This is a genomic window from Schaalia cardiffensis (genome assembly GCF_016405145.1).
In the GTDB taxonomy this organism is placed as follows: domain Bacteria; phylum Actinomycetota; class Actinomycetes; order Actinomycetales; family Actinomycetaceae; genus Pauljensenia; species Pauljensenia cardiffensis.
On the sequence record NZ_JAEKIA010000011.1, the window covers coordinates 31821 to 57461 of the forward strand.

Genomic DNA, 25641 nt, shown 5'->3' on the forward strand with positions numbered 1-25641 from the left:
GGGAGACTGAGGGCATGCTCAGATGGATGACCGCGGGAGAATCGCACGGGCCAGCGCTGGTCGCCGTGATCGAAGGGGTTCCTGCTGGCCTGGAGTTACAGACCTCAGACTTTGAAAGGGCGCTGTGGAGGCGCCGACTCGGACACGGGCGAGGAGCCCGTCAAAAGTTTGAGAAGGACCGAGTGAGGATCCTCGGCGGGGTTCGCCACGGCCTGACTTTCGGCGCTCCGATTGCTATTGAGATTGCGAACTCGGAGTGGCCGAAATGGGAGACCGTCATGTCGGCCGACCCGGTGGATCCCGAAGCGTTGCTTATCGATGCGGGAAGCGGGGACGAACGCGAAATCGCGCGCAACAAGCCCTTGACCAGACCCCGCCCCGGGCACGCCGACCTGGCGGGAATGCTCTCCTACGAACTTGAAGACGCCAGGCCCGTCCTCGAGCGCGCCTCAGCGAGAGAGACCGCGGCGCGCGTCGCCCTCGGGGCGGTGGCGGAAGCGATTCTCACCCAGGTCGGGGGAGTGCAACTCCTCAGCCACGTCATCCAGGTCGGAAGCCTGCGTGCCGAAGAACCCATCCTGCCGATGCCGGGCGACGAGGAAGCACTCAACGCCTCCGCGATGCGGACCCTCGACGCGGATCTCGATCAACGATTCCGCGAACTCGTGGACCACACGAAAGCCAATGGCAACACCATCGGAGGGGTCGTGGAGGTCATCGCCTGGGGTGTTCCAATCGGATTGGGAAGCCATGTGAGCGCCCGCGCACGCTTGGACGCGAAGATCGCTCACGCCCTCATGTCGATCCAATCAGTCAAAGGCGTGGAGATCGGTGACGGCTTCGCCCAGGCGGCGATGCTCGGCTCTGAGGCCCACGATGAAATCCTCAAAGGCCCAGACGGCCACCTGCTGCGGGCCTCCAACCACGCCGGCGGAATCGAGGGCGGCACCTCGAACGGCCAACCGATCGTCGTGCGCGCCGCATTCAAAGCGATCTCAACCGTGCCCCGCGCCCTGCGCAGCGTTGACCTGGCAAGCGGAGAAGAAGCCCTCGGCCTTCACCAGCGTTCTGACACCTGTCAGCTCGTGCCCGGCGCACTGATCGCCCAGGCCGAACTCGCCCTCGTCCTCGCCGATGCCCTCTTCGAACACGCCGGAGGAAAAAGCGTCGCCGAAATGAGGCGCAATCTTGAGGCCTACCGCCAGCGAGTGGGGGAGCGCGCATGACGTCCCTCTCGCTGCCGATCGTGCTCGTCGGTCTTCCCGGTGCCGGAAAGACGAAAGTCGGGCGCCTCGCCGCTCAATCCCTCGGTGTTGCGCATATCGACACGGACCGGCTCATCGAAGAAGAAGCGGGATGCTCGATCTCGACGATCTTCGCCCAAGAAGGCGAAGCGGGGTTCCGTGAGCGCGAGGCTCAGGCCGTGGAACGCGCCCTCAAGATGAAAGCGATCATCTCCTTGGGAGGCGGGGCCGTCACTTCGCCCAGGGTACGTGAACTCCTCAAGAACGTTGACGTCGTACGGATCGAAGTCGAACACGAAGAGCTCTTACGCAGGGTCACGAAGAAGAACCACCGTCCACTGCTGCGAGAGGACCCTGATGGGGTACTGCTCAGGCTGCGCGAGGAGCGCGAACCCTACTACCGGGAGGTTGAAACCGTGACACTGCCCTCCGATGATGGCCCCGCCCTGGAGGTCGCCGAACGCCTCCTCGGTCTCATTGACACGCACAGGAGCACGATCCACGTCAAAGGCAGCGCCCCCTACGATGTGCTCATCACACGGGGAATCACCGCCGAAGCGATCCTGGAGGTCCTCCGCCCCCAGGCAACGAAGGTCCTCCTCGTTCACGCCTCCCCAGTGGAGGAGGCGGCACAGGAAATTGCTGAGGGCTTGCGCGCCCAAGGACTCGAAGTTCATCTTGCCTCCCACCCCGAGGGCGAGGCCGCGAAGAGCCTCAACGTCGTCGCGGGCCTGTGGGATCTGGCGGGACGGATCACACTCGGACGCGCGGACGCGCTTGTCGCGATCGGTGGTGGAGCAACCACCGACATGGCGGGCTTCGTCGCTGCGACCTGGCTTCGGGGCATCGACCTCGTGACCGTGCCGACGACACTCTTGGCGATGGTGGATGCCGCAATCGGAGGCAAGACGGGGATCAATACGGCGGCGGGTAAGAATCTCGTCGGCTCCTTCCACCCTCCCAGGCGGGTCCTGTGCGATCTCGATTTCCTCTCAAGCCTTCCCGAGCGTGATTTTCGGGCCGGCATGGCTGAGGTTTTCAAATGCGGGTTCATCTGTGACGAGAAGATCCTCGCCATCGTTGAGGAAGCGGAGCCGGACACTCTGATCGACCCGACTTCACCTGAGCTTCGTGAACTCCTTGAACGGGCGATCGGCGTCAAAGCGCGGGTCGTCTCCGAAGACCTCAAAGAATCCGGGCTGCGCGAGATCCTCAATTACGGGCACACTTTCGCTCACGCGATTGAACGCTGCGAGGACTACACCTGGCGTCACGGCGAAGCGGTCGCCGTTGGCTGCGTTTTCGCCGCACACCTGGCGCAGCTGCGGGGGCTAGTCTCCCAAGAGGAGGTGGCGCGCCATATTCGCGTGTTGTCGAAAATGGGGCTTCCAACCTCCTACGAGGGCGCAACGCTCGGGGAATTGAAGGATGTGATCGCCTCCGATAAGAAGGCGCGTCAGGGGCGCATGAGGTTCATCCTCCTCAAAGGAATCGCCCGCCCTGAAGCCTTCCAGGTCGAGCCCTCTGAACTGGATGAGCCCGCAGAGAGGATCGGGATTCACTCATGAACACGCCGCTCCTCGTGCTTGTCGGCGTGTCCGGCGCGGGCAAAACGAGCGTCGGGCGCCTCCTCGCCGACACACTCGGGGTCGACTTCCTTGAGGCCGATGACATCGTGGAGAACACCCTCGGTGCGCCCATTGCTGAGCTCGTGATCCGCAATGCGCCAGGGCTTGCCGAGGCCCGCAGGAATGCCGCACTGAGGGTTTTGACGAGCCCGGGGGCGGTGGTGACGCTGGGCGCCAGCCAGATCGAGGACGAGCAGACGCTGCGTGCCCTGCACGATGCGAAAGCCCAGGGCACGAGAGTCGTCGAGCTGAGTGTCGAGATCAGCGAGCTCGCGAGACGTCAGGGATTGAACGCTCCACGTTCACTAGCTCTGGGTGCACCGAGGGCGCAGCTCGCCATGATGATGAAGACTCTTCGGGCCCGGTACCTGGATGTGGCGGATTCATCAGTACAAACCGGTGGCCGTGAGCCCCGGGAGATCGCGGAGTCGATTGTGCGGGAGTGTAGACTTACGGGCGATTCTTAATCTCCCCGACAGTGAGGTACCCCTGTGGCAACGACGAATGATCTGAAGAACGGCCTCGTGATGGTCATCGATGGCCAGCTCTGGCAGGTCGTCGAGTTCCAGCACGTCAAACCGGGCAAGGGCCCCGCGTTCGTGCGCACGAAGATCAAGAACGTCCTTTCCGGTAAGACCGTCGACAAGACCTTCAACGCTGGCCTCAAGATCGAGACTGCGACCGTCGACCGCCGTGACATGACCTACCTGTACCAGGACGGCACCGACTACGTCTTCATGGACCAGTCGACCTACGAGCAGATCAACGTGTCCGCTGAGACCGTCGGCGACGCGAAGAACTTCATGGTCGAGAACCAGGATGTCATCGTCTCCCTCCACGAGGGCACTGTCCTCTTCGTTGAACTTCCCGCCACCGTCGTCCTCGAGATCACCCACACCGAGCCGGGCCTGCAGGGCGACCGCTCCTCGGCGGGCACGAAGCCCGCGACCCTCGAGACCGGCTACGAGATTCAGGTTCCCCTCTTCATGGAGGAAGGCACCCGCGTCAAGGTCGATACTCGCGACGGCTCCTACTCCGGCCGCGTCACCGACTGATGTCGCGCGCGTTCCGCTTCACCTCCCGCACGAAGGCCCGCAAACGCGCGGCCGACGTCGTTTTCGAAGCCGACCAGCGCGGCATGGGACGCGACTCGGAGGTCCTGCGCGACCTTTTGCGTCAGCGCCGCGTCATCACCGCCGCGGAAACCCCCCTTCCCGAGTACTCGATTCAGATCATCGAGGGCGTTGCGAATAACCTGCGACGCATCGACGATCTCATTGCCGCTCGCGCGAAGGTCTCGGGACTGGACCGCATTGCGGCCGTGGACCTTGCGGTCATGCGCGTCGCAGTGTGGGAGATGCTCGAAAACTCTGAGGATGTTTCTCCGATCATTGCGATCGATGAAGCGATTTCGATCGTGAAGTCCTTGTCAACGGATGCTGCGCCGAGCTTCGTCAATGCGGTCCTCGATGCGATCCGTAAGGATCTTGAGGCTCCGGCGTGGACGCGCCGCGAATCCTCAGTCGTTGAAGACGAGCCCGCGCTCGATTCTGAAGACGGGCCCGCGCTCGGCCTTGAGGACGAGGGCGAAGAGCCCACGGAAGAACACGACAACGCTGAAGACGCGCCACTATCACCCGAGCTTGCGGAACCTGGTGAGGAGGGGCCCGCAGACGAGCTCAGCGATGAGGAGCTTGCCGAGCTTGACGAACTCCTCGACGAATACTGATCGACTCACACGCCTGGGGCGGCCGACCATGAAGGTGGGCCGCCCTAAACGTGTCCCTGGGAGGGGATTGCCCAGGATGGATTGTGTTCCACGGGATGAACGTCTGGCTATTCCCACCTTGGGCCCGCTATCGTTGAGCGCGGAAGCATTCCTTTAAGGACCGTCCAGAGAGGCGGGGAAGGAGATCCGCATGGGATCAGTGCATTCATCCGACGAACGAGCTTTGAGAGGCAAAGAAGTCCTCGGAGCCGATGACGTGGCCAGATCCCTCACACGGATCGCCTTTGAAATCATTGAACGCAATGGCGACACCGAGGAACTCGTCATCGCGGGAATCCCGACGCGCGGAGCTTTTCTCGCCAAGCGCCTCGTGGAAAGGATCAGCGAAGTCGGCGGCCTCACTGCGGAGTACGCGATCATCGATCCGACAATGTTCCGCGACGACTTGGCCGACAAACCACTGCGCACTCCCAAACCCACGCTCATTCCCCCTGCGGGAATCGACGGGCGTACCGTGATCCTCGTTGACGATGTTCTCTACACCGGACGCACCATCAAAGCAACCCTTGATGCTCTCAGCGGCATTGGACGCCCCAGCCGCGTCCAGCTCGCCGTCCTCGTTGACCGCGGACACCGTGAACTGCCGATCCGCCCCGACTACGTCGGCAAGAACCTGCCGACCTCTCGCCAGGAGACTGTGACCATTCTCCTGAAGGAAAGCGACGGACGCGACGGCGTCCTGCTCGGAAAGGAGAATTGAAATGAGTCTCGATCACCTCATCTCCATCCGCGACCTCGAATACAGTGAGGCGCTCCTCCTCCTTGACACGGCCGAGCAGATGGCCGCAACCCAATCCCATCGAGTCAAGAAGCTCCCGACTCTGCACGGGCGGACGGTCGTCAACCTGTTCTTTGAGGATTCGACGCGCACCAGGATCTCCTTCGAGACCGCAGCCAAGCGCCTGTCCGCAGATGTCATCAACTTCTCCGCGAAGGGCTCCTCCCTGTCCAAAGGCGAGTCACTCAAAGACACGGCCCTGACCCTCCAAGCGATGGGTGCCGATGCTGTTGTCGTACGACACTCCTCCTCCGGGGCGGCACACCGCCTCGCTCACGCGGGGTGGATGGACTTGCCGGTCCTCAATGCCGGAGACGGTACGCACCAGCATCCCACTCAGGCGCTCCTCGATGCGATGACCCTGCGCCGCCACTACAAGAGGGACCCGAGTTCGCCTGAAGTTGAGCCCCTCGCACCCGGCACTGACCTTGAAGGCGCCCGGGTTGTCATCGTCGGCGATGTCCTGCACTCGCGTGTTGCCCGCTCCAACGTTGACCTCCTGACGCTTCTGGGAGCGCAGGTCATCCTCGTTGCACCTCCGACCCTGCTGCCCGTCGGCATTGAGGGCTGGGCCTGCGACGTGGACTACGACCTCGACCACGCGCTCGCTTCAGAGCCCGATGCGGTCATGATGCTGCGCGTCCAACGTGAACGCATGAGCGCCGCAGGCGGAGGATTCTTCCCCTCACCCGGTGAATACCACGCAGCCTACGGCCTCGACCGTCAGCGTTTCGAAAAGCTTGCCGAGAAAACGATCGTCATGCATCCCGGCCCGATGAATCGAGGCCTGGAAATCAGCGCGGAAGCCGCAGACTCACCTCGTGCTGTCGTCGTCGAGCAAGTCTCGAACGGCGTCAGCGTTCGTATGGCCGCCCTCTACCTCCTGCTCGCACCCGAAGGACACTCTCATGACTGATTCGACTCGCACCTGGTTCATCTCCTCCGCTGATATCCTCGGCGAGGGGCGTCACGACATCCTCGTCAAGGACGGCGTGATCGCCGCAATCGGAGATGAGGCCCGCGATGGGGCGAAGGATGCCCGCAGGGTTGACGCCGATGGACTCATCGCCCTTCCCGGCCTCGTCGATATTCACACGCACCTGCGCCAACCCGGCCAAGAGGACGCCGAAACCATTGAAACAGGGACCCGAGCGGCAGCGGCGGGCGGCTACACCGCAGTTCACGCGATGGCGAACACTACCCCGGTTGCCGACACCGCTTCGGTCGTCGACCAGGTCTGGGAGATCGGCCGCGAATGCGGATGGGTGGAAGTCCGTCCCGTCGGAGCCGTCACCAAGGGCCTCAAAGGCGAACAGCTTTCCGCGATGGGCGCAATGGCGAACTCGCGCGCCAAAGTCCGTGTCTTCTCCGACGACGGCAAATGCGTCTCCGACCCGGTGCTCATGCGCCGCGCCCTCGAATACGTCAAGACCTTCGACGGTGTGGTCGCCCAGCATTCCCAAGACCCGCTCCTGACTGAGGGCGCCCAGATGAACGAGTCCCCGCTTTCGGGTGAACTCGGCCTGCCCGGTTGGCCCGCCGTCGCCGAAGAGGCGATTATCGCCCGCGATATTCTCCTCGCGAAGCACGTCGGCTCACGCGTGCACGTCTGCCACCTGTCGACCGCAGGATCAGTCGAGCTCATCCGCTGGGGCAAGAAAATGGGAGTGAAGGTCACCGCCGAAGCGACCCCGCACCACCTGTTCCTCACGGAGGAACTCGCTCGCTCCTACGATCCGCTCTACAAGGTCAACCCGCCCTTACGTACCGCCGAGGACGTGGAGGCGGTCCGTCAAGGCCTGGCCGATGGGACGATTGACGTCGTCGGCACGGACCATGCGCCCCACCCGCTCGAATCGAAGGACTGCGAATGGCAGGCCGGAGCTTTCGGCATGACCGGACTGGAGACTGCGCTGCCGATCCTCATTGAAACAATGGTGAACACGGGCCGCATGACCTGGGCGGATATTGCGCGCGTCCTGTCGACCACGCCAGCGAAGATCGGCCGCGTCTCAACGCAGGGGCAGGGCCTCGTCGTCGGTGCTCTTGCGAACATCACCCTCGTCGATCCTTCGGTGCGCCGCATCGTCGATCCGGCGACCCAGCAGAGCCGCTCTTCGAACTCACCGTATCGTGGAATGGAACTGCCCGGACAGGTGCTCTACACCTTCCACCGGGGCGAATCCACGGTCCTCGCGGGCGAGCTCATCTCCAAGGAGAACCGCTGATGCCCGCTGTTGCACTTCTCGTCCTCGAGGACGGGAGCGTCCACCTCGGCGCCCCTTTCGGCGCCGAGGGGATCGCCCAGGGTCCCGCCGACTTCTGCGTGGAGATGAACGGCGAGCACAAGGCCCTCACCAGCTTGGATCATGCGGGTAAGATCCTCGTGATGACGAGCCCCCATGTGGGGATTTCCGGTTTCGACCCTGAGGCTGAGCCGACGAGGATCACAGCCACGGGACTCGTCATCCGAGAGGGGGCCAGACCCGCCTCGTGGACCCGCAGGCGCGAACTCGTTGAAGAACTCAAAGATCAGGGCGTCGTGGGAATCAGTGGCATCGACACGAGGGCGGTGACGCATCGCCTGCGCGCAAATCCCTCAATGCGGGCCTTCATCGTTTCCGGGCGGGCTTTGCCCGCTTCGGCCCAGGTCCTTGTCGATAGGGGAGTGCGCCGCCTCTCATTGGACGATGCGGCAGCACAATTGTTCCCGCAGGGCGTGGAGGAAACGGGCGCGACGCCCCTTTTTGACCGCTTCCTTTCGCATGTCACCTCCAGGTGGGCCGCGATTGCCGATTCTGAAGGAAGAAGCCTCTGATGCCCCGCAGAACAGACATCGAATCGATCCTCGTCATCGGTTCTGGGCCCATCGTCATCGGTCAGGCCTGCGAATTCGACTACTCGGGAACCCAGGCGTGCCGCGTCCTCAAATCCGAGGGCTACCGCGTGATCCTCGTCAACTCCAATCCGGCGACGATCATGACCGACCCGGGAATGGCGGACGCGACCTACGTCGAGCCCCTGACCCTCGAGGTCATCACGTCGATCATCGACAAGGAGCGTCCTGACGCGCTGATCGCGAACCTGGGTGGGCAAACCGCGTTGAACGCGGCCGTTGAACTCGGCGAGGCCGGAGTCCTCGACAGTTACGGCGTCGAGCTGATCGGAGTGTCCCTCGAAGCGATCAAGTCAGGTGAGGACCGAGACGAATTCAAAGCCATTATTGAACGCTGCGGCGCCGAAGTGGCGCGCTCCTTCATTGCGCATAGCCTCAAGGAGTGCCACGAGGCGGCCCGTGAACTCGGCTACCCCCTCGTCGTGCGCCCCTCCTTCACCATGGGCGGCCTGGGCTCAGGATTCGCCCACACCCCTGAAGAGCTTGAACGCATCGCCGGGGAGGGCTTGGCGAACTCGATCACGAACGAGGTCCTCCTCGAGGAGTCCATTCTCGGCTGGAAAGAGATCGAGTACGAGGTCATGCGCGACAGCGCCGACACCTGCATTGCCGTGTGCTCGATCGACAATGTCGACCCTGTGGGCGTCCACACGGGAGACTCCGTGACCATTGCTCCCGCCTTGACGCTCAGCGAAGAACAGGCCTCGCAGCTGCGTGAACTGAGTTTCAAGATCATCCGCGAAGTCGGTGTGGACACGGGCGGCTGCAATATCCAATACGCACTCGACCCGAGCTCGGGGCGCGTCATCGTCATTGAAATGAATCCCAGGGTGTCGCGTTCTTCCGCATTGGCGTCGAAAGCGACGGGATTCCCGATCGCGAAGATCAGTGCGAAGCTCGCGATCGGCTACACCCTCGATGAGATCACGAATGACATCACGGGCAGGCCTGCCTCAAAGGATCCGAGCGTCGACTACGTCGTCGTGAAGGTCCCGCGTTTCACTTTTGAGAAGTTCCCGGGTGCCGACCCGAGGCTCACGACCTCAATGAAGGCCGTGGGTGAGGCGATGGCGATTGGCCGCACCTACACGGAAGCCCTGCAAAAGGCGTTGAGGTCGATCGACAAGCCGGTAGTCCAATTCCACTGGAACGAGCCCGCACCCACGCCGGAGGAGACCACGGCCCTCGTTGAAGCTGTGAAAGTGCCGACCGAGGCGCGCTTCGTGCAGATCCAACAGGCGATCAGAGGTGGAGCGAGCCTTGAAGAACTGCATGAGGCGACGAAGATCGACCCCTGGTTCCTTGACCAGATGTTCCTCCTCGACGAGGTCGCCCAGCGTCTGGAAGCCGCTCCGGCTCTGAACCGAGAGGTCCTCGAGGAGGCGAAGCGTCACGGGTTTTCCGACTCGCAGATCGCCACGATCCGTGGCCTGTCTGAGGAGACTGTGCGTGAAGTGCGCGGCGCCTTCGAAATTCACCCGGTCTTCAAAATGGTCGACACCTGTTCGGCCCGATTCGATGCGAGCACTCCTTACGCGTATTCCACCTACGAGGAGGAAAACGAGGTCCGTCCTCGCCAGCGTGAGGCCGTCATCATTTTGGGCGCGGGCCCGAACCGGATCGGCCAGGGCATCGAGTTCGACTACTCCTGTGTCCACGCCGCGATGGCCTTGCGCAGTCGTTTCGACACGATCATGGTCAATTGCAACCCGGAGACCGTGTCCACGGACTACGACATTTCAGACCGCCTCTACTTTGAGCCCCTCACTCTTGAAGATGTGCTTGAGATCTACCGCGCGGAGTTGGCCGCAGGTCCGATCCGTGGCGTCATCGTCCAACTCGGCGGCCAGACCCCGCTTTCTCTTGCGGAGGGTCTGAAGAAGGCGGGTGTGCCGATCCTGGGGACGAGCCCGGAGTCGATCGAATTAGCTGAAGACCGTGAGGAGTTCGGCAAGATTCTCGACCAGGCCGCTTGCCCCGCGCCGGCGCACGATGTCGCTCATTCGGTGGCGCAGGTCCACGAGGTCGCAGAAAGGGTTGGTTTCCCGGTCCTCGTGCGCCCGAGCTTCGTTTTGGGCGGACAGGGCATGGCGATCATTAATGACACTGCGGCCCTGTCCGACTATCTTGACCGGCCCGATATTGATCAGCTCTTCGAACGCGGCCCGCTGCTCATTGATCGTTTCCTCGATGCCGCAACCGAGATCGACGTCGACGCCCTGTACGACGGCGAGGAACTTTTCCTCGGAGCGATCATGGAGCACATTGAGGAGGCCGGGATCCACTCAGGCGACTCGGCGTGCGTCCTGCCTCCGATGACCCTTTCCTCACGTCAACTCGAAAGGATCGCCGCTTCAACGGAGCAGATCGCCCGAGGTGTTGGCGTGCGGGGCCTGGTCAATATCCAGTTCGCCCTGCTTTCCGACACCCTCTACGTCATTGAAGCGAACCCGAGAGCCTCACGAACGGTTCCTTTCGCGTCGAAGGCGAGTGGCGTCGCCCTCGCGAAGGCTGCGGCACTCATCCAGGTGGGCGAATCGATCGCATCCTTGCGCGAGGAGGGGATCTTGCCCGCCCAGGATGCGCGTTTCATTGACGAGGGCGGGTCCATCGCCTTGAAGGAGGCTGTGCTTCCCTTCCGTCGATTCCGCCGCGAGGATGGTTCCGTGGTCGATACGATCCTCGGGCCTGAGATGCGTTCCACCGGTGAAGTGATGGGCATTGACCGGGATTTCCCGAGGGCTTTCGCGAAGTCCCAGTCGAGTGCTTGTGGTGAACTGCCGACTGAAGGAACGGTCTTCATTTCCATTGCGGATTCGGATAAGCGGGCGATTGTGTTCCCAGCGGCCCGGATGCGTGAGCTCGGTTTCACGATTCTCGCGACCGCGGGAACGGCTTCGGTGCTGCGGCGTAATGGCATTGAGGCGACTGTTGTTCGTAAGAGCTCGACTGGGCGGGGCCCCAATGGGGAGCCGACGGTTGTTGATCTCATCAATGACGGCCTGATTGATCTCATTGTCAACACGCCGCAGAAGTCTTCGAATCGTCATGACGGCTATCAGATCCGCACGGCCGCTGCGGCGAATGATCGGACGATTATCACGACCCTGCAGGCCTTCAACGCGGTGGTCCAGGCGATTGAGGCTCGTCTTTGTGGGGCGTTTAGTGTGCGTTCACTCCAGGAGTGGGATGCCGTGCGCAAGGAGGAAATGAGATGAGCCTGGGATTCGGTGACCGCCTGGCGGCGTCCATGAGGGAGTGCGGCCCAGTGTGCGTCGGCATTGATCCGCATCCGGCCCTGCTCGACGCTTGGGGTCTTCCCCTTTCCCTTGAGGGGCTTCGTCACTTCTCCCTCGGTGTTGTTGGAGCGTTGGGAGGAAGGGTCGGTGCTTTCAAACCCCAGTCCGCGTTCTTCGAGCGTTTCGGTTCGAAGGGCGTGGGTGTCCTCGAAGAGGTGATTGCAGCCTGCACTGGGGTGGGGAGCTTGTGCATTGTCGATGCGAAGCGCGGCGATATCGGTTCAACGATGAAGGGTTATGCGGATGCGTATCTCGCTCAGGGCTCGCCTCTGGCGGCGGATGCGGTGACTCTTTCCCCCTATTTGGGAGTCGGGTCTTTGCGTCCTGCCCTGGAGCTCGCTGCCGAGAATAATAGGGGAGTGTTCGTGCTTGCCCTCACCTCTAATCCTGAAGGGGCATCTGTTCAGCATTGCCGGGATAGTGAGGGCCGTTCGGTCGCAGCCCGCGTCGTGGAAGAGCTCGCGGCTTTCAATGCAGAGTGCGGTTTTGACTCCCTCGGCCCTGCGGGGGTCGTTGTTGGCGCGACCGTGGGAAGTGCGGTGAAGGACCTGGGGATCGACCTCGAATCCTTGCACGGGGCGATCCTCACTCCCGGGGTCGGCGCCCAGGGTGCGGGGCCCGATGAGCTTGCTGAAGTGTTCGGGCGTGCGCGTCAAGCGGTGCTCGCTTCTTCGTCGAGGGCGGTTCTGGCGAGAGGACCGAGCCCGGACGGCCTGCGCGGAGCCTATGAGGAGGCGGTGAGTCTGCTCTCTTGAGGCGCGGGGGCTCATTGAGCGTGGCGGGTAAAGAAAGAACCCAGCCTCCTCTTATGAGGCGCGCGGGAGCGGAGTCCAGCGCCAGCTGGTGTGCCGACTGCATCCGCGCTTCGCTTGAGGCACGCCGGGGGCGGAGTCCAAGAACAGTCGAAAGGGGCGCTGGCGTGAGTCGTCTCTCCTCGGGCGCTTAGGGCACAGCCTCATTACGATTCGCCAAAGCGCTGCCCATTTCTTCCACGGAATGTGAGCTGAGCTATACACTTTGCGAAAGGTTACCTCCACGTGAAGGAGTGGGCAGCGATGGCACTACCGCATCTGACCCCCGAACAGCGTGCTGAAGCACTTGAGAAGGCAACCGTCGCCAGGCGTCGCCGCGCTGAGATTAAAGGAAAATTGAAGAACCGGGAGCTCAGCCTCTCACAGGTTCTCGCGCTCGCTGAGAATGACGAGGCCGTCGCGAAGATGCGAGTCCTCGCTCTTCTTGAGTCTTTGCCGAGAGTCGGAGTCACCACCGCAGATCATCTGATGGATGAGTACGGGATCGCCAGGACCCGGCGCGTGCGCGGCCTCGGGCATGTTCAAGCCCAGGCCCTCATTGACAGGTTCGGGTGAAAGGATTCGGCTGAACGTCCACGCGATGGCAGGATGGTTTCATGGCGACTCCACGACTCACTGTTCTCGCAGGTCCGACCGCTGTCGGCAAAGGGACTGTCGTCCAGGCCCTTCGGCTCCGGCATCCTGAACTCGTCGTTTCGGTTTCTGCGACGACGCGCGCACCACGGCCCGGAGAAATCGACGGAGTCCACTATCACTTCCTCAGTGACTCCCAATTCGATGAGCTTGTCGAGGACGGGGGAATGCTCGAATGGGCGTGGGTCCATGGGCTTCACCGCTATGGCACTCCCCGCCGCCCCGTTGAAGAGGCTCTCACTGCGGGCAAGAGCGTGCTTTTGGAAATCGACTTGGATGGCGCGCGCCAGGTGCGCCGTTCCATGCCCGAAGCCCATTTCGTTTTCCTCGCGCCGCCGAGTTGGGATGTGCTGGTTGCGCGTCTGCTCGGGCGGGGCACCGAGGACGAAGAGGAGAGGGCACGGAGGCTGGAAACCGCGAAGACGGAGCTGGCAGCGGAGTCCGAGTTCGATGTGACTGTGACGAACGACGACCTCGATGTGGCCGTGGCGGAACTGGCCCAGGTTATGGGCCTGGAGTAGACTGACGAGCCGTGGCCGTTTGGCCGTGAAGAACCAGGAGGAGTCGAATGTCCGGAATTGTCGCGCAGCCCGAAGGCATCACGTCCCCGCCGATCGACGATCTTCTTGAGCACGTCGATTCGAAGTACGCGCTCGTGATCTTCGCCGCCCGTCGCGCCCGGCAGATCAACTCGTACAATCTTCAGCTCGAGCAGAACATGATCCAGTACGTGGGCCCCGTCGTTGAGACCGCTCCCGACGAGAAGCCCCTGGCCATTGCTCTGCGCGAAATCAACGAGGGCCTGTTGTCCCTCGAGGCCGACGAGAAGGCCTGAGAATCATGGCCCCCACGGTCGTCGTCGGGGTGGGTGCTGGAATCGCCGCCTACAAGGCGGCGATTCTTGTACGCGCACTCATGCGCGCCGGCGTGAAAGTCCACGTCGTCCCCACTCCTCGCTCCCTTGATTTCGTTGGACGCACCACCTGGGAGGGGCTGAGTGGCCAGCCCGTCTTAACGGGAGTCGCGGATCTTCCCGGCGCCGACCATGTGGAGTTGGCTCGAGTGGCGCAGCTCATTGTCATCGCACCGGCCACAGCTGATCTCATCGCTCGTCTTCGCTCGGGCGTTGCGGACGATCTTTTAACGACGAGTGTCTTGGCGGCTCACTGCCCGGTCCTCATCGCCCCGGCCATGCATTCGAATATGTGGACGAACCCAGCGACTCAGGACAATGTTCGTGTCCTGAGAGAGCGGGGAGTGCACGTCCTCGACCCTGACACTGGGGCCCTCGGCTCAGGAGATTCTGGGATCGGCAGGCTCGTCGATCCTGAGACGATCGCCAAGAAGGCCCTTGAGCTCTTGGGCCGGGGGAAGGTGAAAGACAGCCTCGAGGCAGCTGTGAAATTGGACGCAGCTGCGAAAACTGAACAGAAGCAGGCCCTCGCGGGTGCGCGTATCCTCATCACCGCAGGTGGCACACGAGAACCCATTGACCCGGTGCGTTTCATTGGGAACTGCTCCTCGGGGCGTCAAGGCATTGAGATCGCGAAAGCTGCTTTCGCTGCGGGCGCACAGGTCACTCTCTTCGCCTCGAATATTGAATCCGAGATGCTCTCTGAACTCGATTCTCGAATCGACGTTGTGCCCGCGCCCTCGTCCATCGATGTTGAAGAGGCCGTGATGAGCAGGCTGAAAGACTGTGACGCGCTCGTCATGGCCGCCGCGATCGCCGACTTCAAGCCCGAAGCGGCAAGGGAGGACAAGATCAAGAAGGACCCGGACTCAACGGATGCGCCGATCCTCCACCTTGTTCGCACCACCGACATCTTGCGTTCAGTGTGCGTGTCCAAGGACCGGCCGAAAGTGGTGCTCGGTTTCGCCGCAGAAACCGGAACACCCGAGGACGTGTTGAATCTCGGCACCAAAAAAGCCCTGCGCAAGGGAGCGGATCTTCTCGCCGTGAACCGCGTTGGCGGGGGAGCGGGCTTCGGCGAGGTCGATAATGAGGTGTGGCTCCTCGACTCTGCGGGCCTGATGCTTGAGAGCACCAAGGGCTCGAAATCCAGGGTCGCTCAAGCCCTTGTCAGCGCGATCGGGGATCGACTCGCTAGACTGTCCAGGTGACTTCAAACCGCCTGCTTTTCACGTCTGAATCCGTTACCGAGGGACACCCGGACAAGGTCTGTGATCGGATCTCCGATTCGATCCTTGATGCGATCCTCGCCCAGGATCCTCATGCGCGCGTCGCCGTTGAAACGATGACGACGACGGGCCTGGTCCATGTTGCGGGTGAAGTCACGACGGAAGCGTACGTCGAGATCCCGCAGATCATCAGGGAAGAGGTCCTCGCGATCGGCTACAACTCCTCGCGAGTCGGATTCGACGGAGCCTCGTGCGGCGTGTCCGTGTCGATCGATCAGCAAAGCCCCGACATCGCCGGAGGCGTGGACCGCGCACTCGAAGCGCGTGAAGGCAGTGCCCGTGACGAAAGGGATTCACAGGGCGCCGGAGACCAGGGCATCATGTTCGGCTACGCCTGCAATGACACCCCGGACCTCATGCCCGCACCGATCTGGCTCGCACACAGGCTCGCGAAACGCCTGGCGGAGGTTCGTCACAGTGGTGAAGCTGAGGGGCTGCGCCCCGATGGCAAAACCCAGGTGACTCTCGCTTACGAGGAGGGGCGCCCGGTTGCGATCGACACGGTGCTCGTCTCAACCCAACATGACGAGACACTGTCGAACACGGCCCTCAGTGATCTCGTGACATCGAAGGTGATCACCCCCGTCCTCGACGAATGCGGACTCGAACTGGCTCGCGCCGACATGTCCATCCTCGTCAACCCTTCGGGACGCTTCGTCATTGGTGGGCCCGCGGGTGATGCGGGCCTGACCGGTAGGAAGATCATCGTTGACACCTATGGGGGCATGGCCCGCCACGGGGGCGGCGCTTTTTCCGGTAAGGACCCCTCGAAGGTCGACCGTTCTGCCGCTTACGCTGCACGCTGGGCCGCGAAGAATGTCGTGGCAGCGGGGCTGGCCTCCAGGTGCGAGCTGCAGCTCGCCTACGCGATCGGACGCGCGCACCCGGTGGGACTCTACGTCGACACTTTTGGAACGGGAATCGTTGAAGACCACAGAATCGCTGATGCGATCACTGAAGTGTTCGATCTTCGCCCGGCTGGCATGATCGAAGATCTTGATCTGCTGCGCCCGATCTACAAGGAGACCTCCGCTTACGGCCACTTCGGACGAGGACTCTTCCCCTGGGAGGCCCTCGATCGGGTTGATGCGCTGAAGGCAGCGATCGAATGAGCTCTTTAGATGAGAGCGCCAGCGAGCTTTCCCTGAGCACGCCTGACTTTGATCTGTCGTGGCGGCGAAGGTCTGCGATCGTTATGGCCGTGGCCTCGCTCCTTGGTTTCGTGTCCGCAATGGTCCTTTCCGTTGAAGCCTGGCACCTCGCGAAGGATTCTGCTGCGAGCTTCGCCTGCGATGTGAACTCGGTCCTGTCCTGTTCGGCGGTCGCGCAGACCCCCCAAGCCCAGGTTTTCGGCTTCCCGAACGCGTTCATGGGGATCGCTTTCGAAGCGGTCATTTTTTCTCTTGCAGTGGCCTTGGCTTCTGGGACGCGTTTTGCCAGGTGGTACCAGCTGGGGGCGACTCTCCTTGGAGCCGGTGGACTCCTTTTTGCCGGCTGGCTGTTCTACCAGTCCTACTTCGTGATCCACGTGCTGTGCCCCTGGTGCCTTGTCACCGCTGCGACGACCGTCTTCGTTTTTGCGACAATGACGCGCATTTCGATCCGCGAGGGCGCACTGCCCGCCCCCCGGGGGCTGCGCCGTATCATCGCCCTGGGCTACGACTGGGCTTTCACCTTCTTGCTGCTTTTCATCATGGCCGCGATGATCGTCGGACGATACGGGCTTGCACTCGTGTCGTGACCGCTCACACTCGTGTCGTGACCCTGGTGGGCAGGCCCCTTCAGGCACGCAAATGCCCATGGCGCGTGTTCCAATAGGAGCATGGACATGCAGGGTGCGTTCGAAGGATTCGAGGAGGACTCGGCCCCCATCCGGGTCGCCGGAGTCATCGTCGACGCGGACCTCGCACACCTCGACCGGCCCCTCGACTATGAGATCCCCGACGAGCTCGCTGATCGCGTCGAAGTGGGGGTCCTGGTTCGCGTCAGACTCGCAGGCAGGCGAATGAGCGGCTGGGTCCTCAATGTTCGAACAGAACATCCGATCCATCGTGTCAACCCGATCGAAGCCGTCGTCACAGCGCTTCCCCTCGTCACCCCCGAAATCTTCGCCGCCGCCCGCAGGATCAGCGACGCGAATGTCGCGACCCTCTCCCAGACCCTCTCCGTGGCGGTGCCGGCCCGCCACGCCTCCACGGAGAAGGCCTTCCTCGAAGAACCAGCCGTTCACACCCCCACCCCGAGTGCGCCGAGTGGCCTGGCCTGGGCGGACCACCCGGCGGGCCCTGCCCTCCTCAGGCGATTGGGTGAGGGGGATGCGCCTAGAGCCGTGTGGACGGCTCTGGGGCCGACGCGCGATCAGCGGCTCATCGAAGTGGTCTGGGCCTGCGCTTCCTCGGGCAGGGGTGTACTTCTCATCGCTCCGACCGCAGCCCAAGCCGAAGCTTTCTGGCAGATCCTCTCAAAGACGCTGTCGATCCCGGTCGGTCTCGTGGATACGGATTCTTCTCCGGCGCAGCGCTACCGATGCCATCTCGAGGCCATGACGGGCAGGCTTCGCGTCCTCGTGGGAACACGTTCGACGGCCTGGACTCCAATGAAAGACCTCGGGCTCATCATCATCTGGGATGACGGGGATGATCGTTTGAGGGAGCGGCGCGCCCCCAGATGCGATGCCCTTGATGTGGCGATCACCCGGGTTCTTATCGAAGGGTGCGCCCTCGTCCTCGCTTCCTATTCGCGTTCCGTGAAAGCACAGTCCCTCGTCTCCTCCTCCTGGGCGGTCTCCCTGACGGATGATCTGCCCATCAGGCGTTCCTTGTGTCCGACGGTCAGGGTCCTCGATGACATTGATGCTGCCGCAGCGGGCGACGCGGGAAGCTCAAGGATCCCTCCGCAGGTGACCCGCACCATCAGGGAGAGCCTGGAGCACGGTCCCGTCCTCGTTCACGTCGCCTCCGCGGGCTACGTCGCGGTTGTGTCTTGTCAACGCTGCCGGGCGATCGCCCGTTGTCCCTCTTGCCAAGGACCCCTGCAGATGAATGCGGATGGGCAGGTGGCGTGCGCATGGTGTTCCAGGGCCGTGAGTGATTGGCGTTGCCGGAGCTGTTCGGGAACGCGCTTGAGGAACGCGAGGATCGGTTCGGAACGGACGGGGGAGGAGATCGCCCGAGCAATTCCAGGAGCCCCGGTCCTCGTCTCCTCTTCAACACACCAGATCACCAGAGAGATCCCGAACTCGAAGAGGATCGTCGTGGCGACTGCGGGCGCGGAACCGAGAGCTGAAGGCGGATACGCGGGGATCATTATTCTTGACGCGCGCTCGATCGCGGGCCGTGCGGAACTTTGGGCCCCCGAAGAGGCCTTGAGGCGCTGGTTCAACGCTCTTTCCCTCGCCCGTGCAGGAGCTCCCGCGCTCATCGCCGGAGGAGTTGAACCCACGATGGCGCAGGCCATGATTCGTTTCGACCCGGCTGACTACGCCCAGCGTCTCTTGGATGAACGCGTCGCCCTCGGTTTCTTCCCCGCGAAGACGCTTATCGCCATTGACGGCGAGCCACGAGATGTCACGGCCGCAGCCGAGGTTGCAGGAGGGGAGCTGATCGGCACCCTGCCCCTGAGTGACACGGAACCCACGGTGCGGGCGCTGGTGAGAGTTGAACGTGCGGAACGCACACAGGTCCTCCTCAGTCTTGCCTCCTTCCAAGCCCACCGCTCTTCAAGGAAACTTGATCCGCTGCGCATCAGCGTCAATCCCCCTGAGCTCTTCTGAGCTCCCTTCCCCTCCCCGTTACACTGGCTTGGTGCGCATAGTCTTCGCGGGAACACCCGCCCCTGCCGTCCCCACGCTCCAAGCCCTCCTCGACTCTCACCACGAGGTCGTTGGGGTTGTGACGCGTCCGCCCGCACGGGCCGGGCGCGGTCGCAGCCTCGTGCCCTCCGCGGTCGCCACTGTTGCCGAAGAAGCCGGAGTGCCCCTGATCGAAGCGAGTGGCTTCACAGACACGAAGGTCCTGGATGCTGTTGAAGCTTTGAACGCGGACCTGGGAGTCGTGGTCGCCTATGGTGCGCTCATCCCACCTGCGGTCCTCGACATGCCGAGATTCGGCTGGGTGAACCTGCACTTTTCTGATTTGCCGCGTTGGCGTGGAGCAGCCCCCGTCCAATGGGCGGTCCTTTCCGGAGATGAAAGAACCGCGTCGAGCGTGTTCCAACTCGAAGAAGGGCTCGACACGGGGCCGGTTTTTTCACGCCTGCCCGTGCCGATTGGGCGTGAGACTGCCGGCGAACTCCTTGAGATCATGTCCGAGCTCGGAGCGGCGCAGATCCTCGAGGTCGTTGACTCTATCGCTGAGGGCAGTGCGTGCGCCGTCCCCCAAGACGAGGAAGATCCGGCGAAGAGTCGGGCCCGCCAATTGACCCACGATGATGGTTTCATTGATTTTACGAAGAGTGCTCAAGAGGTCGACCGCATTATCCGTGCCGTGACCCCGAACCCTGGGGCGTGGACACTCCTGCCCGGGGGAGTGCGCCTCAAACTCGGACCCGTGACTCCCGATCCTCAGGGGGAGGCAGGACCGGGCGTGATCCGCGCTTCAAAGAAGAGTGTCGAGGTCGGCTGCGCTCAGGGGCAGGTCAGCTTGGGGCGGGTCGCCCCGGCGGGTAAGGGGTGGATGGATGCTGCCGCCTGGGCTCGCGGTGCACGCCTCGAAGAGGGCGCCCGCCTGGGCGTGAAGGAGGACTGATGGGGACCCGCAAGTACTCGGATGGATACCGTGCTCTTCGTGATGCGGATGCCCCGCGGAGGATCGCCTTCGATGTGCTCATGCAGGTCGAAAGGGACGGGGCTTTTGGGAACATCGCCCTCGCGAAGGCTCTGCGTCAAGCTCGACAGCACGAAAGGATCGATGCGAGGGACGCCGCTTTCGCTTCGGAACTCGTCAATGGGACTCTACGAGGGCGAGGTCGCCTCGACGCGGTTCTTGCGCGGTATTTGACGCGCCCCATTGAGGAACTCGACTTACCTGTCGCGGTGCTCCTGCGTCTCGGTGCCCATCAGCTCCTCAATATGCGTGTACCCGATCATGCGGCGGTTTCAACGACCGTTGATCTTGCGCGGATGAATCTGACCGACGGGCCGACACGAATGGTGAATGCGGTTCTTCGTTCCATCACCCGTGAGGAGGAGGGCGCGATCGAAGAGGCTTTGGAACAGATTGAGGATCCCATTGAGCGTCTCGGAGCACTGACCTCACATCCGACGTGGATGGTGGAGGCTTTCTCCCAGGCCCTCACAGCCCACGGGTATTCCTCAGACGAGCTCGAAGCTCTTCTCGAGGGCGATAACATTGCGCCCCATGTGACTCTCGTGGCCCGACCCGGGCTCATTGAAGCTGAGGAGCTTGCCGACGAGGCTGAGGAAGTGCTCGACACGCGTGTCGCGATGGGCACTGTGAGTTCCAGGGCGGTCCTGATCGAGTCGGGTGATCCTGCGGCCCTCGAATCGATCCGCAGTGGGGCTGCCGGGGTCCAAGATGAGGGTTCTCAGTTGTCGGCTCTGATCGCCGCTGCGGCTCCTCTCGAAGGCCCTGACGTGTCCTGGCTGGATCTTTGCGCAGGTCCTGGCGGTAAAGCGGCGTTGCTTGGTGCCCTGGCTCGCCAACGTCAGGCTCATCTTGTCGCCAATGAACTCCACCCTCACCGCGCCCGCCTTGTCGAGCGGGCCTGCCGCAGGCTCGACAATGTTGATGTCGTCTCTTCCGATGGTCGTAGCTTCGGTGGGCGCAACACTTCTTGGGCTCTGGGGTCTTTCGACCGGGTGGTTGTTGATGCGCCTTGCTCGGGAATGGGGTCGATGCGTCGTCGTCCTGAATCCCGGTGGCGCAGGTCACAGGCGGATGTTGGGGAACTCGTGATACTCCAGGCGCAGCTTTTACGTCGCGCCCGTGATCTTGTGCGCCCCGGAGGGGTCCTTACCTACATCACCTGCTCTCCGCATAAGGAAGAGACGGTCGATCAGCTTGAGGCTCTTCTTAGCGAGGGCGGGCTCGAATTGCTCGATACTGTCGCGATCGCAGAGGACCTGGTTCCAATGTCTTTGGAGATCCCCGAAAGCGCGGGACTCGTGGCCGGGGCGAAGGGAAGGAGCTTGCAGCTTTGGGAGCATCGCCATGGGACGGATCTGATGTTCATCGCCGCCCTTCGGCGAGTGGGAGAATGATCACAGGATGGTGCTCTGAGCTGTAGCATTGCCCCCATGACAGTGACTATTTCACCTTCCATCCTCAACTGCGATATCGCGAATCTGCGCGCTGAACTCGAGAAGATCTCAGGGGCCGATGTGGCTCATGTGGACGTCATGGACAATCACTTCGTCCCGAACCTTTCATGGGGCCTGCCGGTGGCCGAAGCGGTCGTGAAGTCGGGAATCCTCCCGGTCGACGCGCACCTCATGATCGAAGACCCGGACCGCTGGGCGCCCGCCTACGCTGAAGCCGGATGCTCCTCGGTGACTTTCCACGCGGAGGCCGCTCACGCGCCCCTACGTCTGGCCCGTGAACTCCACCGCCTCGGCTCGAAGGTTGGTCTGGGGTTGAAACCTGCGACGGATATTGCGCCTTTCGTGGATATCCTCTCCGAGTTCGACATGATCCTCGTGATGACTGTCGAACCCGGATTCGGAGGCCAGTCCTTCATTGACTCGATGATCCCGAAGATTCGCCGCACTCGCGAAGCGATCAACGCTTCGGGTTTGGAAGTGTCGATCCAGGTTGATGGTGGAGTGTCAAGGAAGACGATCGAACTGGCGGCCGAAGCTGGTGCGGATAACTTCGTTGCGGGCTCCGCGGTGTTCAGGGCCGAGGACGCCTACGCGGAGGTCGAGGCTTTGCGAGCTCTTGCGGCCCGCCACCAGCACTGATCCACGATCATTCCAGTTCATTTTTTGAGCCCCGTTTCACATGAGACGGGGCTCAATGGCATGATGGAGCTAGCTCCGGGGTCGGTGTAATTCCGAACCGGCGGTGAAAGTCCGCGACCCGCTCGCAAAGAGGGCGGTTGAATCGGTGTAATTCCGATACCGACGGTGAAAGTCCGGATGGGAGGAGCAAGAGTACGCGCCTCGCGCGTACTTCGCGCCGCGCGTACCCGGATGCCGGAAGGGCTGGAAGTGGCACGCCGCCGAGTCACCTCGAGACGCATGACGATCATGGCACCCATTGTGCTGTTCATCGTTCTCATCGCAGCGTGGTGGGCCACAACCTCTTTCACCGGCATCGAATCTTGGCGACTCCCGTCGCCTCTTGATACGTGGAACCGCGGCGTTGCGATGACGATGAACACGTCGATGTGGCGCATGGCGGCGCTCACCGCTTTAGAAGCACTGGCGGGCTCCCTCGTCGGCGCTTGCGTCGCTTTGCCGCTCGCGTATCTCGTCTACCGCTCTCCACTCGTCTCGGCTGCGGTCGAACCCTTCCTCGGCGCCACTCAAGCTCTCCCTGCGATTGCGCTAGCGTCCCTCCTGGTCCTATGGATCGGCTACGGGCTCTGGTCGGTCACCGCCTTGTGCGCCCTTATTGTGTTCTTCCCGATCCTCGTTTCCACTGTCGTGGGCCTTCGCCATCTCGACATTGAAGTGCTGGAGGCGGCCGAACTTGATGGAGCCTCGGGGTGGCGAATGGCGTTCGGAGTTGAACTGCCACTCGCCGCGCCCTCCATTCTTGGCGGCCTGCGCAACGGATTCACCCTCTCGGTGACCGGCGCAGTCGTCGGTGAAATGGTGATGGGCGGCAAGGGACTGGGCCAGGTCCTGGTCCAGGCGAGGTCGAATGTTGATACCGCCGGGATGTTCGTCGCGATCATCCTCCTGTGTCTCATGGCGACGGCGGTGTACATCTTCGTGTATCGGCTTGAGTGCACCAGCAAATACACGATCTCCGAATGAAAGCAGTCTCATGATCCACAAGCGTTTCCTCACCGGCGCCTTCGCCCTCCTCGCTTCCCTCTCCCTTGCCGCATGCTCAACGGCGGCCACATCCTCGACCGGAGAGCCGGAGCTCAAGACGAGCGCTGAAGCGGTCACGGTCGGCTTGACATACATCCCGAATGTCCAGTTCTCGCCCGTCTACCTCGCGGAGGACGAAGGCCTCTACAAGGAAGCAGGCCTTGACGCGAAGGTCCGTCACCACGGCTCTGACGAGGGCCTGTTCACCGCGCTTTTGTCCGGCGAAGAGAACTTCGTGATCGCCTCCGGTGACGAGGCCCTTGTCGCTGCTTCACAGGGCATGGACCTGGTGTCGGTCGGCGCTTTCTACTCGCACCTTCCGGGTGTCGTCATTGTCCCGGCCTCTTCACCGATCCACTCTCTGGCGGATCTTAAGGGCCACAGCCTGGGTATTCCCGGTGAATACGGCTCGAGCTATTTCGCAGCTCTCGCCGCAATCCAGGAGGCTGGCTTGACGACGGAGGATGTCGTGCTCACCTCCATCGGCTACACGCAGCGGGCGGCGATCGCCCAGGGCAGTGTCGACGCGGTCCTTGGTTTTTCGAATAATGATCTCGTCCAGATGCAGGTCGCGGGCCTTGATGTGCGCGCCATCCCCCTCAAGGAAGACACGCCCCTGGTTGCAGCTGCGATGATCACGACTCGCGAATGGGCCCAGGCGCATCCGGAAGCGACGAGGGCGCTCGTCCAGGCGACCTCTGCTGGTGCGGCCCTCGCGGTTTCCGACCCGGAGAAGGCTCTCGATTCGACGGCGACGCGCGATGAGTCCCTTTCGGACACCAACACTCGGGCGACTGCGAAGGCGGTCCTTGAAGCGACGATCCCGCTGCTGAAGAACTCCTCGGATCAGGTGAGCCCCGTCCAAGACGCTGACACTTGGGCGCGGATGGGTGATTTCCTTGCGAAGGTGCCGGGGCTTTTCCAAGGCCCGGTTGACGCGTCGAAGGTGATGACGAACGAGTATGCGAACAACTGAGATTCTAGGGTTCTGATCGGCCCAACAGGCTGATCGGAGCCCAGTGGTGGGAGCGGGGTCCGGGGAGTGGTTGAATTCCTCGGACCCCGCCGCCTGTGGTTAGAGTGTGCGCGTGACTACTTTTGAAGATCTTTTTGCCGAATTGTCGAAGAAGGCCCAGACCCGCCCTGAAGGGTCGGGCACAGTCGAGGAGCTCGACAAGGGCGTTCATTTCATCGGGAAGAAGATCATTGAGGAGGCCGGTGAAGTGTGGATGGCCGCCGAATACGAAAGCCTCGATGACTGTGCTTTGGAGATTTCTCAGCTCTTCTACCATGCTCAGGTGATGATGATCGCGAAGGGGCTGAGCCTCGAGGACGTGTACCGGCATCTTTGATCCGGGCTTCACCGGGGCTTGCGCCTGATCCGAGTCTCACGCCACTTGCGAATGGTCGGGGCTTCAGCGGAGATGGCGCCCCCGCCCCAGCTCTCAGCGGTCCCCTCTTGTGAACGCCCCGCAAGCCCGTTATTCACTCATCGACTTGAAGGAAAACATGCTCCGTATCGCAGTCCCCAACAAAGGGTCCCTGTCTGAACCGGCGATCTCGATCCTCGCGGAGGCCGGGTACAAGACTCGCCGCCGTGGCCGTGAACTCGTGCTCACTGATTCAACGAACGATGTTGAACTCTTCTTCCTGCGTCCCCGAGACATCGCTGTGTACGTGGGGCGTGGTTCCATCCAGGTAGGCATCACCGGCCGGGATCTGCTTCTTGACTCGGGCACGAGCGCGATCGAGCACCGTGCATTGGGTTTTGCCCACTCCACTTTCCGTTTCGCAGCCCCCCTCGGCCAGATGACATCCCTTGCAGACATTGCGGGCAAGAGAGTGGGCGCCTCCTACGATCACCTGGTCCGCCGCTATCTCACTCAACACGGTATCGAGGCTGAGGTCGTGCACCTTGATGGCGCCGTCGAATCCTCCGTCCGACTGGGCGTCGCTGATTTGATCGCTGATGTCGTGGAAACCGGTTCGACTTTGAAGGCTGCGGGACTTGAGGTTTTCGAAGAGCCCATCTTGGAGTCGGAGGCGGTCCTCATCACCCGTGAAGATTGCGTGGACGACCCCGCCCTCGCGACCCTGGATCGGCGTTTGCAGGGCGTGCAACTCGCCCGCTCCTATGTGCTTGTCGACTACAACGTGCGCGAGGGTGATCTGGATGCGACGATTGAGATCGCCCCCGGTTTTGATTCTCCGACGGTGAGTCCGCTGATGAACTCGGAGTGGCGGGCCGTGCGCGTCATGGTGCCCGCGAAGGGCGTGAATCTTGTGATGGATCGTCTGCACGAGGCCGGGGCGCGCGGCATTATTGTCACCGAGTTGACGGCGTCCCGCCTCTGATCC

25 protein-coding genes and 1 riboswitch are annotated in these 25641 nt (G+C 62.4%); all 25 genes read left to right on the plus strand.

The window, feature by feature from the left end; translation table 11 throughout:
• Positions 1–14: 14 nt before the first annotated feature.
• The 25 genes from aroC (at position 15) to hisG (ending at position 25638) form a co-directional block, all read left to right on the plus strand.
• Positions 15–1226, plus strand: coding sequence for a chorismate synthase (gene aroC, locus JFX23_RS07290; protein ID WP_198776342.1), 1212 nt, complete (start codon positions 15–17; stop codon positions 1224–1226).
• Complete coding sequence (gene aroB, locus JFX23_RS07295) at positions 1223–2812, plus strand: 3-dehydroquinate synthase (protein ID WP_198776343.1); 1590 nt, start codon at positions 1223–1225, stop codon at positions 2810–2812. Before aroC ends, aroB begins: the two co-directional genes overlap by 4 nt.
• On the plus strand, positions 2809–3339 hold the full coding sequence (locus JFX23_RS07300) for a shikimate kinase (protein ID WP_198776344.1): 531 nt from the start codon (positions 2809–2811) through the stop codon (positions 3337–3339). The genes aroB and JFX23_RS07300 overlap by 4 nt, the downstream gene beginning before the upstream one ends.
• Positions 3340–3363: 24 nt before the next feature.
• Positions 3364–3927: an elongation factor P gene (gene efp, locus JFX23_RS07305; RefSeq protein WP_005963646.1), complete on the plus strand. Its 564-nt coding sequence runs from the start codon at positions 3364–3366 to the stop codon at positions 3925–3927.
• On the plus strand, positions 3927–4601 hold the full coding sequence (gene nusB / locus JFX23_RS07310; protein ID WP_198776345.1) for a transcription antitermination factor NusB: 675 nt from the start codon (positions 3927–3929) through the stop codon (positions 4599–4601). The genes efp and nusB overlap by 1 nt, the downstream gene beginning before the upstream one ends.
• A gap of 190 nt (positions 4602–4791) precedes the next feature.
• On the plus strand, positions 4792–5361 hold the full coding sequence (pyrR, locus tag JFX23_RS07315; RefSeq protein ID WP_198776346.1) for a bifunctional pyr operon transcriptional regulator/uracil phosphoribosyltransferase PyrR: 570 nt from the start codon (positions 4792–4794) through the stop codon (positions 5359–5361).
• Between the two features lies 1 nt (position 5362).
• Positions 5363–6355, plus strand: coding sequence for an aspartate carbamoyltransferase catalytic subunit (locus JFX23_RS07320; RefSeq protein ID WP_198776347.1), 993 nt, complete (start codon positions 5363–5365; stop codon positions 6353–6355).
• On the plus strand, positions 6348–7667 hold the full coding sequence (locus tag JFX23_RS07325; RefSeq protein WP_005963650.1) for a dihydroorotase: 1320 nt from the start codon (positions 6348–6350) through the stop codon (positions 7665–7667). Before JFX23_RS07320 ends, JFX23_RS07325 begins: the two co-directional genes overlap by 8 nt.
• Entirely contained in the window at positions 7667–8257 is a 591-nt protein-coding gene (locus JFX23_RS07330; protein ID WP_198776348.1) for a carbamoyl-phosphate synthase domain-containing protein, read from the plus strand. The genes JFX23_RS07325 and JFX23_RS07330 overlap by 1 nt, the downstream gene beginning before the upstream one ends.
• Positions 8257–11553, plus strand: a complete 3297-nt coding sequence (gene carB / locus JFX23_RS07335) for a carbamoyl-phosphate synthase large subunit (RefSeq protein WP_198776349.1) — start codon at positions 8257–8259, stop codon at positions 11551–11553. The genes JFX23_RS07330 and carB overlap by 1 nt, the downstream gene beginning before the upstream one ends.
• Positions 11550–12389 (plus strand): orotidine-5'-phosphate decarboxylase, encoded by an 840-nt coding sequence (gene pyrF / locus JFX23_RS07340; protein ID WP_198776350.1) that lies wholly within the window; start codon positions 11550–11552, stop codon positions 12387–12389. The genes carB and pyrF overlap by 4 nt, the downstream gene beginning before the upstream one ends.
• Before the next feature lie 300 nt (positions 12390–12689).
• Positions 12690–13001 carry an integration host factor, actinobacterial type gene (gene mihF / locus JFX23_RS07345; RefSeq protein WP_005963655.1) on the plus strand — a complete coding sequence of 104 codons (312 nt, stop codon included), beginning with the start codon at positions 12690–12692 and terminating at the stop codon, positions 12999–13001.
• Between the two features lie 41 nt (positions 13002–13042).
• Positions 13043–13600, plus strand: a complete 558-nt coding sequence (gene gmk / locus JFX23_RS07350) for a guanylate kinase (protein ID WP_198776351.1) — start codon at positions 13043–13045, stop codon at positions 13598–13600.
• A gap of 47 nt (positions 13601–13647) precedes the next feature.
• Positions 13648–13914: a DNA-directed RNA polymerase subunit omega gene (gene rpoZ / locus JFX23_RS07355; protein WP_005963659.1), complete on the plus strand. Its 267-nt coding sequence runs from the start codon at positions 13648–13650 to the stop codon at positions 13912–13914.
• A gap of 5 nt (positions 13915–13919) precedes the next feature.
• A complete protein-coding gene (gene coaBC, locus JFX23_RS07360) occupies positions 13920–15203 on the plus strand; it encodes a bifunctional phosphopantothenoylcysteine decarboxylase/phosphopantothenate--cysteine ligase CoaBC (protein ID WP_198776352.1) in 1284 nt (427 codons plus the stop codon).
• Positions 15200–16393 (plus strand): methionine adenosyltransferase, encoded by a 1194-nt coding sequence (metK, locus tag JFX23_RS07365; protein ID WP_198776353.1) that lies wholly within the window; start codon positions 15200–15202, stop codon positions 16391–16393. Before coaBC ends, metK begins: the two co-directional genes overlap by 4 nt.
• On the plus strand, positions 16390–17022 hold the full coding sequence (locus JFX23_RS07370; RefSeq protein ID WP_198776354.1) for a vitamin K epoxide reductase family protein: 633 nt from the start codon (positions 16390–16392) through the stop codon (positions 17020–17022). Before metK ends, JFX23_RS07370 begins: the two co-directional genes overlap by 4 nt.
• Positions 17023–17103: 81 nt before the next feature.
• A complete protein-coding gene (locus tag JFX23_RS07375) occupies positions 17104–19053 on the plus strand; it encodes a primosomal protein N' family DNA-binding protein (RefSeq protein WP_198776355.1) in 1950 nt (649 codons plus the stop codon).
• A 31-nt stretch (positions 19054–19084) separates the two neighbouring features.
• The gene (gene fmt, locus JFX23_RS07380; protein WP_198776356.1) at positions 19085–20026 is read left to right on the plus strand and encodes a methionyl-tRNA formyltransferase; all 942 of its coding nucleotides are present in this window, start codon (positions 19085–19087) and stop codon (positions 20024–20026) included.
• Positions 20026–21501 carry a transcription antitermination factor NusB gene (locus JFX23_RS07385; RefSeq protein WP_198776357.1) on the plus strand — a complete coding sequence of 492 codons (1476 nt, stop codon included), beginning with the start codon at positions 20026–20028 and terminating at the stop codon, positions 21499–21501. The genes fmt and JFX23_RS07385 overlap by 1 nt, the downstream gene beginning before the upstream one ends.
• Positions 21502–21537: 36 nt before the next feature.
• Positions 21538–22200, plus strand: a complete 663-nt coding sequence (gene rpe / locus JFX23_RS07390; RefSeq protein WP_198776358.1) for a ribulose-phosphate 3-epimerase — start codon at positions 21538–21540, stop codon at positions 22198–22200.
• A 67-nt stretch (positions 22201–22267) separates the two neighbouring features.
• Positions 22268–22393: riboswitch (FMN riboswitch) on the plus strand.
• A 56-nt stretch (positions 22394–22449) separates the two neighbouring features.
• Positions 22450–23223, plus strand: a complete 774-nt coding sequence (locus JFX23_RS07395) for an ABC transporter permease (protein ID WP_416153024.1) — start codon at positions 22450–22452, stop codon at positions 23221–23223.
• Between the two features lie 10 nt (positions 23224–23233).
• Complete coding sequence (locus JFX23_RS07400; protein ID WP_198776359.1) at positions 23234–24259, plus strand: ABC transporter substrate-binding protein; 1026 nt, start codon at positions 23234–23236, stop codon at positions 24257–24259.
• A gap of 112 nt (positions 24260–24371) precedes the next feature.
• Complete coding sequence (locus tag JFX23_RS07405) at positions 24372–24635, plus strand: phosphoribosyl-ATP diphosphatase (protein WP_005963674.1); 264 nt, start codon at positions 24372–24374, stop codon at positions 24633–24635.
• A 157-nt stretch (positions 24636–24792) separates the two neighbouring features.
• Positions 24793–25638, plus strand: coding sequence for an ATP phosphoribosyltransferase (gene hisG, locus JFX23_RS07410; protein ID WP_198776360.1), 846 nt, complete (start codon positions 24793–24795; stop codon positions 25636–25638).
• Positions 25639–25641: the final 3 nt, after the last annotated feature.

Bases quoted from the DNA above. Each gene is read 5' to 3' on its own strand.
- aroC (WP_198776342.1), top strand. From the start codon at position 15: ATGCTCAGATGGATGACCGCGGGAGAATCGCACGGGCCAGCGCTGGTC.
- aroB (WP_198776343.1), top strand. From the start codon at position 1,223: ATGACGTCCCTCTCGCTGCCGATCGTGCTCGTCGGTCTTCCCGGTGCC.
- JFX23_RS07300 (WP_198776344.1), top strand. From the start codon at position 2,809: ATGAACACGCCGCTCCTCGTGCTTGTCGGCGTGTCCGGCGCGGGCAAA.
- nusB (WP_198776345.1), top strand. From the start codon at position 3,927: ATGTCGCGCGCGTTCCGCTTCACCTCCCGCACGAAGGCCCGCAAACGC.
- pyrR (WP_198776346.1), top strand. From the start codon at position 4,792: ATGGGATCAGTGCATTCATCCGACGAACGAGCTTTGAGAGGCAAAGAA.
- JFX23_RS07320 (WP_198776347.1), top strand. From the start codon at position 5,363: ATGAGTCTCGATCACCTCATCTCCATCCGCGACCTCGAATACAGTGAG.
- JFX23_RS07325 (WP_005963650.1), top strand. From the start codon at position 6,348: ATGACTGATTCGACTCGCACCTGGTTCATCTCCTCCGCTGATATCCTC.
- JFX23_RS07330 (WP_198776348.1), top strand. From the start codon at position 7,667: ATGCCCGCTGTTGCACTTCTCGTCCTCGAGGACGGGAGCGTCCACCTC.
- carB (WP_198776349.1), top strand. From the start codon at position 8,257: ATGCCCCGCAGAACAGACATCGAATCGATCCTCGTCATCGGTTCTGGG.
- pyrF (WP_198776350.1), top strand. From the start codon at position 11,550: ATGAGCCTGGGATTCGGTGACCGCCTGGCGGCGTCCATGAGGGAGTGC.
- mihF (WP_005963655.1), top strand. From the start codon at position 12,690: ATGGCACTACCGCATCTGACCCCCGAACAGCGTGCTGAAGCACTTGAG.
- gmk (WP_198776351.1), top strand. From the start codon at position 13,043: ATGGCGACTCCACGACTCACTGTTCTCGCAGGTCCGACCGCTGTCGGC.
- rpoZ (WP_005963659.1), top strand. From the start codon at position 13,648: ATGTCCGGAATTGTCGCGCAGCCCGAAGGCATCACGTCCCCGCCGATC.
- coaBC (WP_198776352.1), top strand. From the start codon at position 13,920: ATGGCCCCCACGGTCGTCGTCGGGGTGGGTGCTGGAATCGCCGCCTAC.
- JFX23_RS07370 (WP_198776354.1), top strand. From the start codon at position 16,390: ATGAGCTCTTTAGATGAGAGCGCCAGCGAGCTTTCCCTGAGCACGCCT.
- JFX23_RS07375 (WP_198776355.1), top strand. From the start codon at position 17,104: ATGGACATGCAGGGTGCGTTCGAAGGATTCGAGGAGGACTCGGCCCCC.
- JFX23_RS07385 (WP_198776357.1), top strand. From the start codon at position 20,026: ATGGGGACCCGCAAGTACTCGGATGGATACCGTGCTCTTCGTGATGCG.
- rpe (WP_198776358.1), top strand. From the start codon at position 21,538: ATGACAGTGACTATTTCACCTTCCATCCTCAACTGCGATATCGCGAAT.
- JFX23_RS07400 (WP_198776359.1), top strand. From the start codon at position 23,234: ATGATCCACAAGCGTTTCCTCACCGGCGCCTTCGCCCTCCTCGCTTCC.
- hisG (WP_198776360.1), top strand. From the start codon at position 24,793: ATGCTCCGTATCGCAGTCCCCAACAAAGGGTCCCTGTCTGAACCGGCG.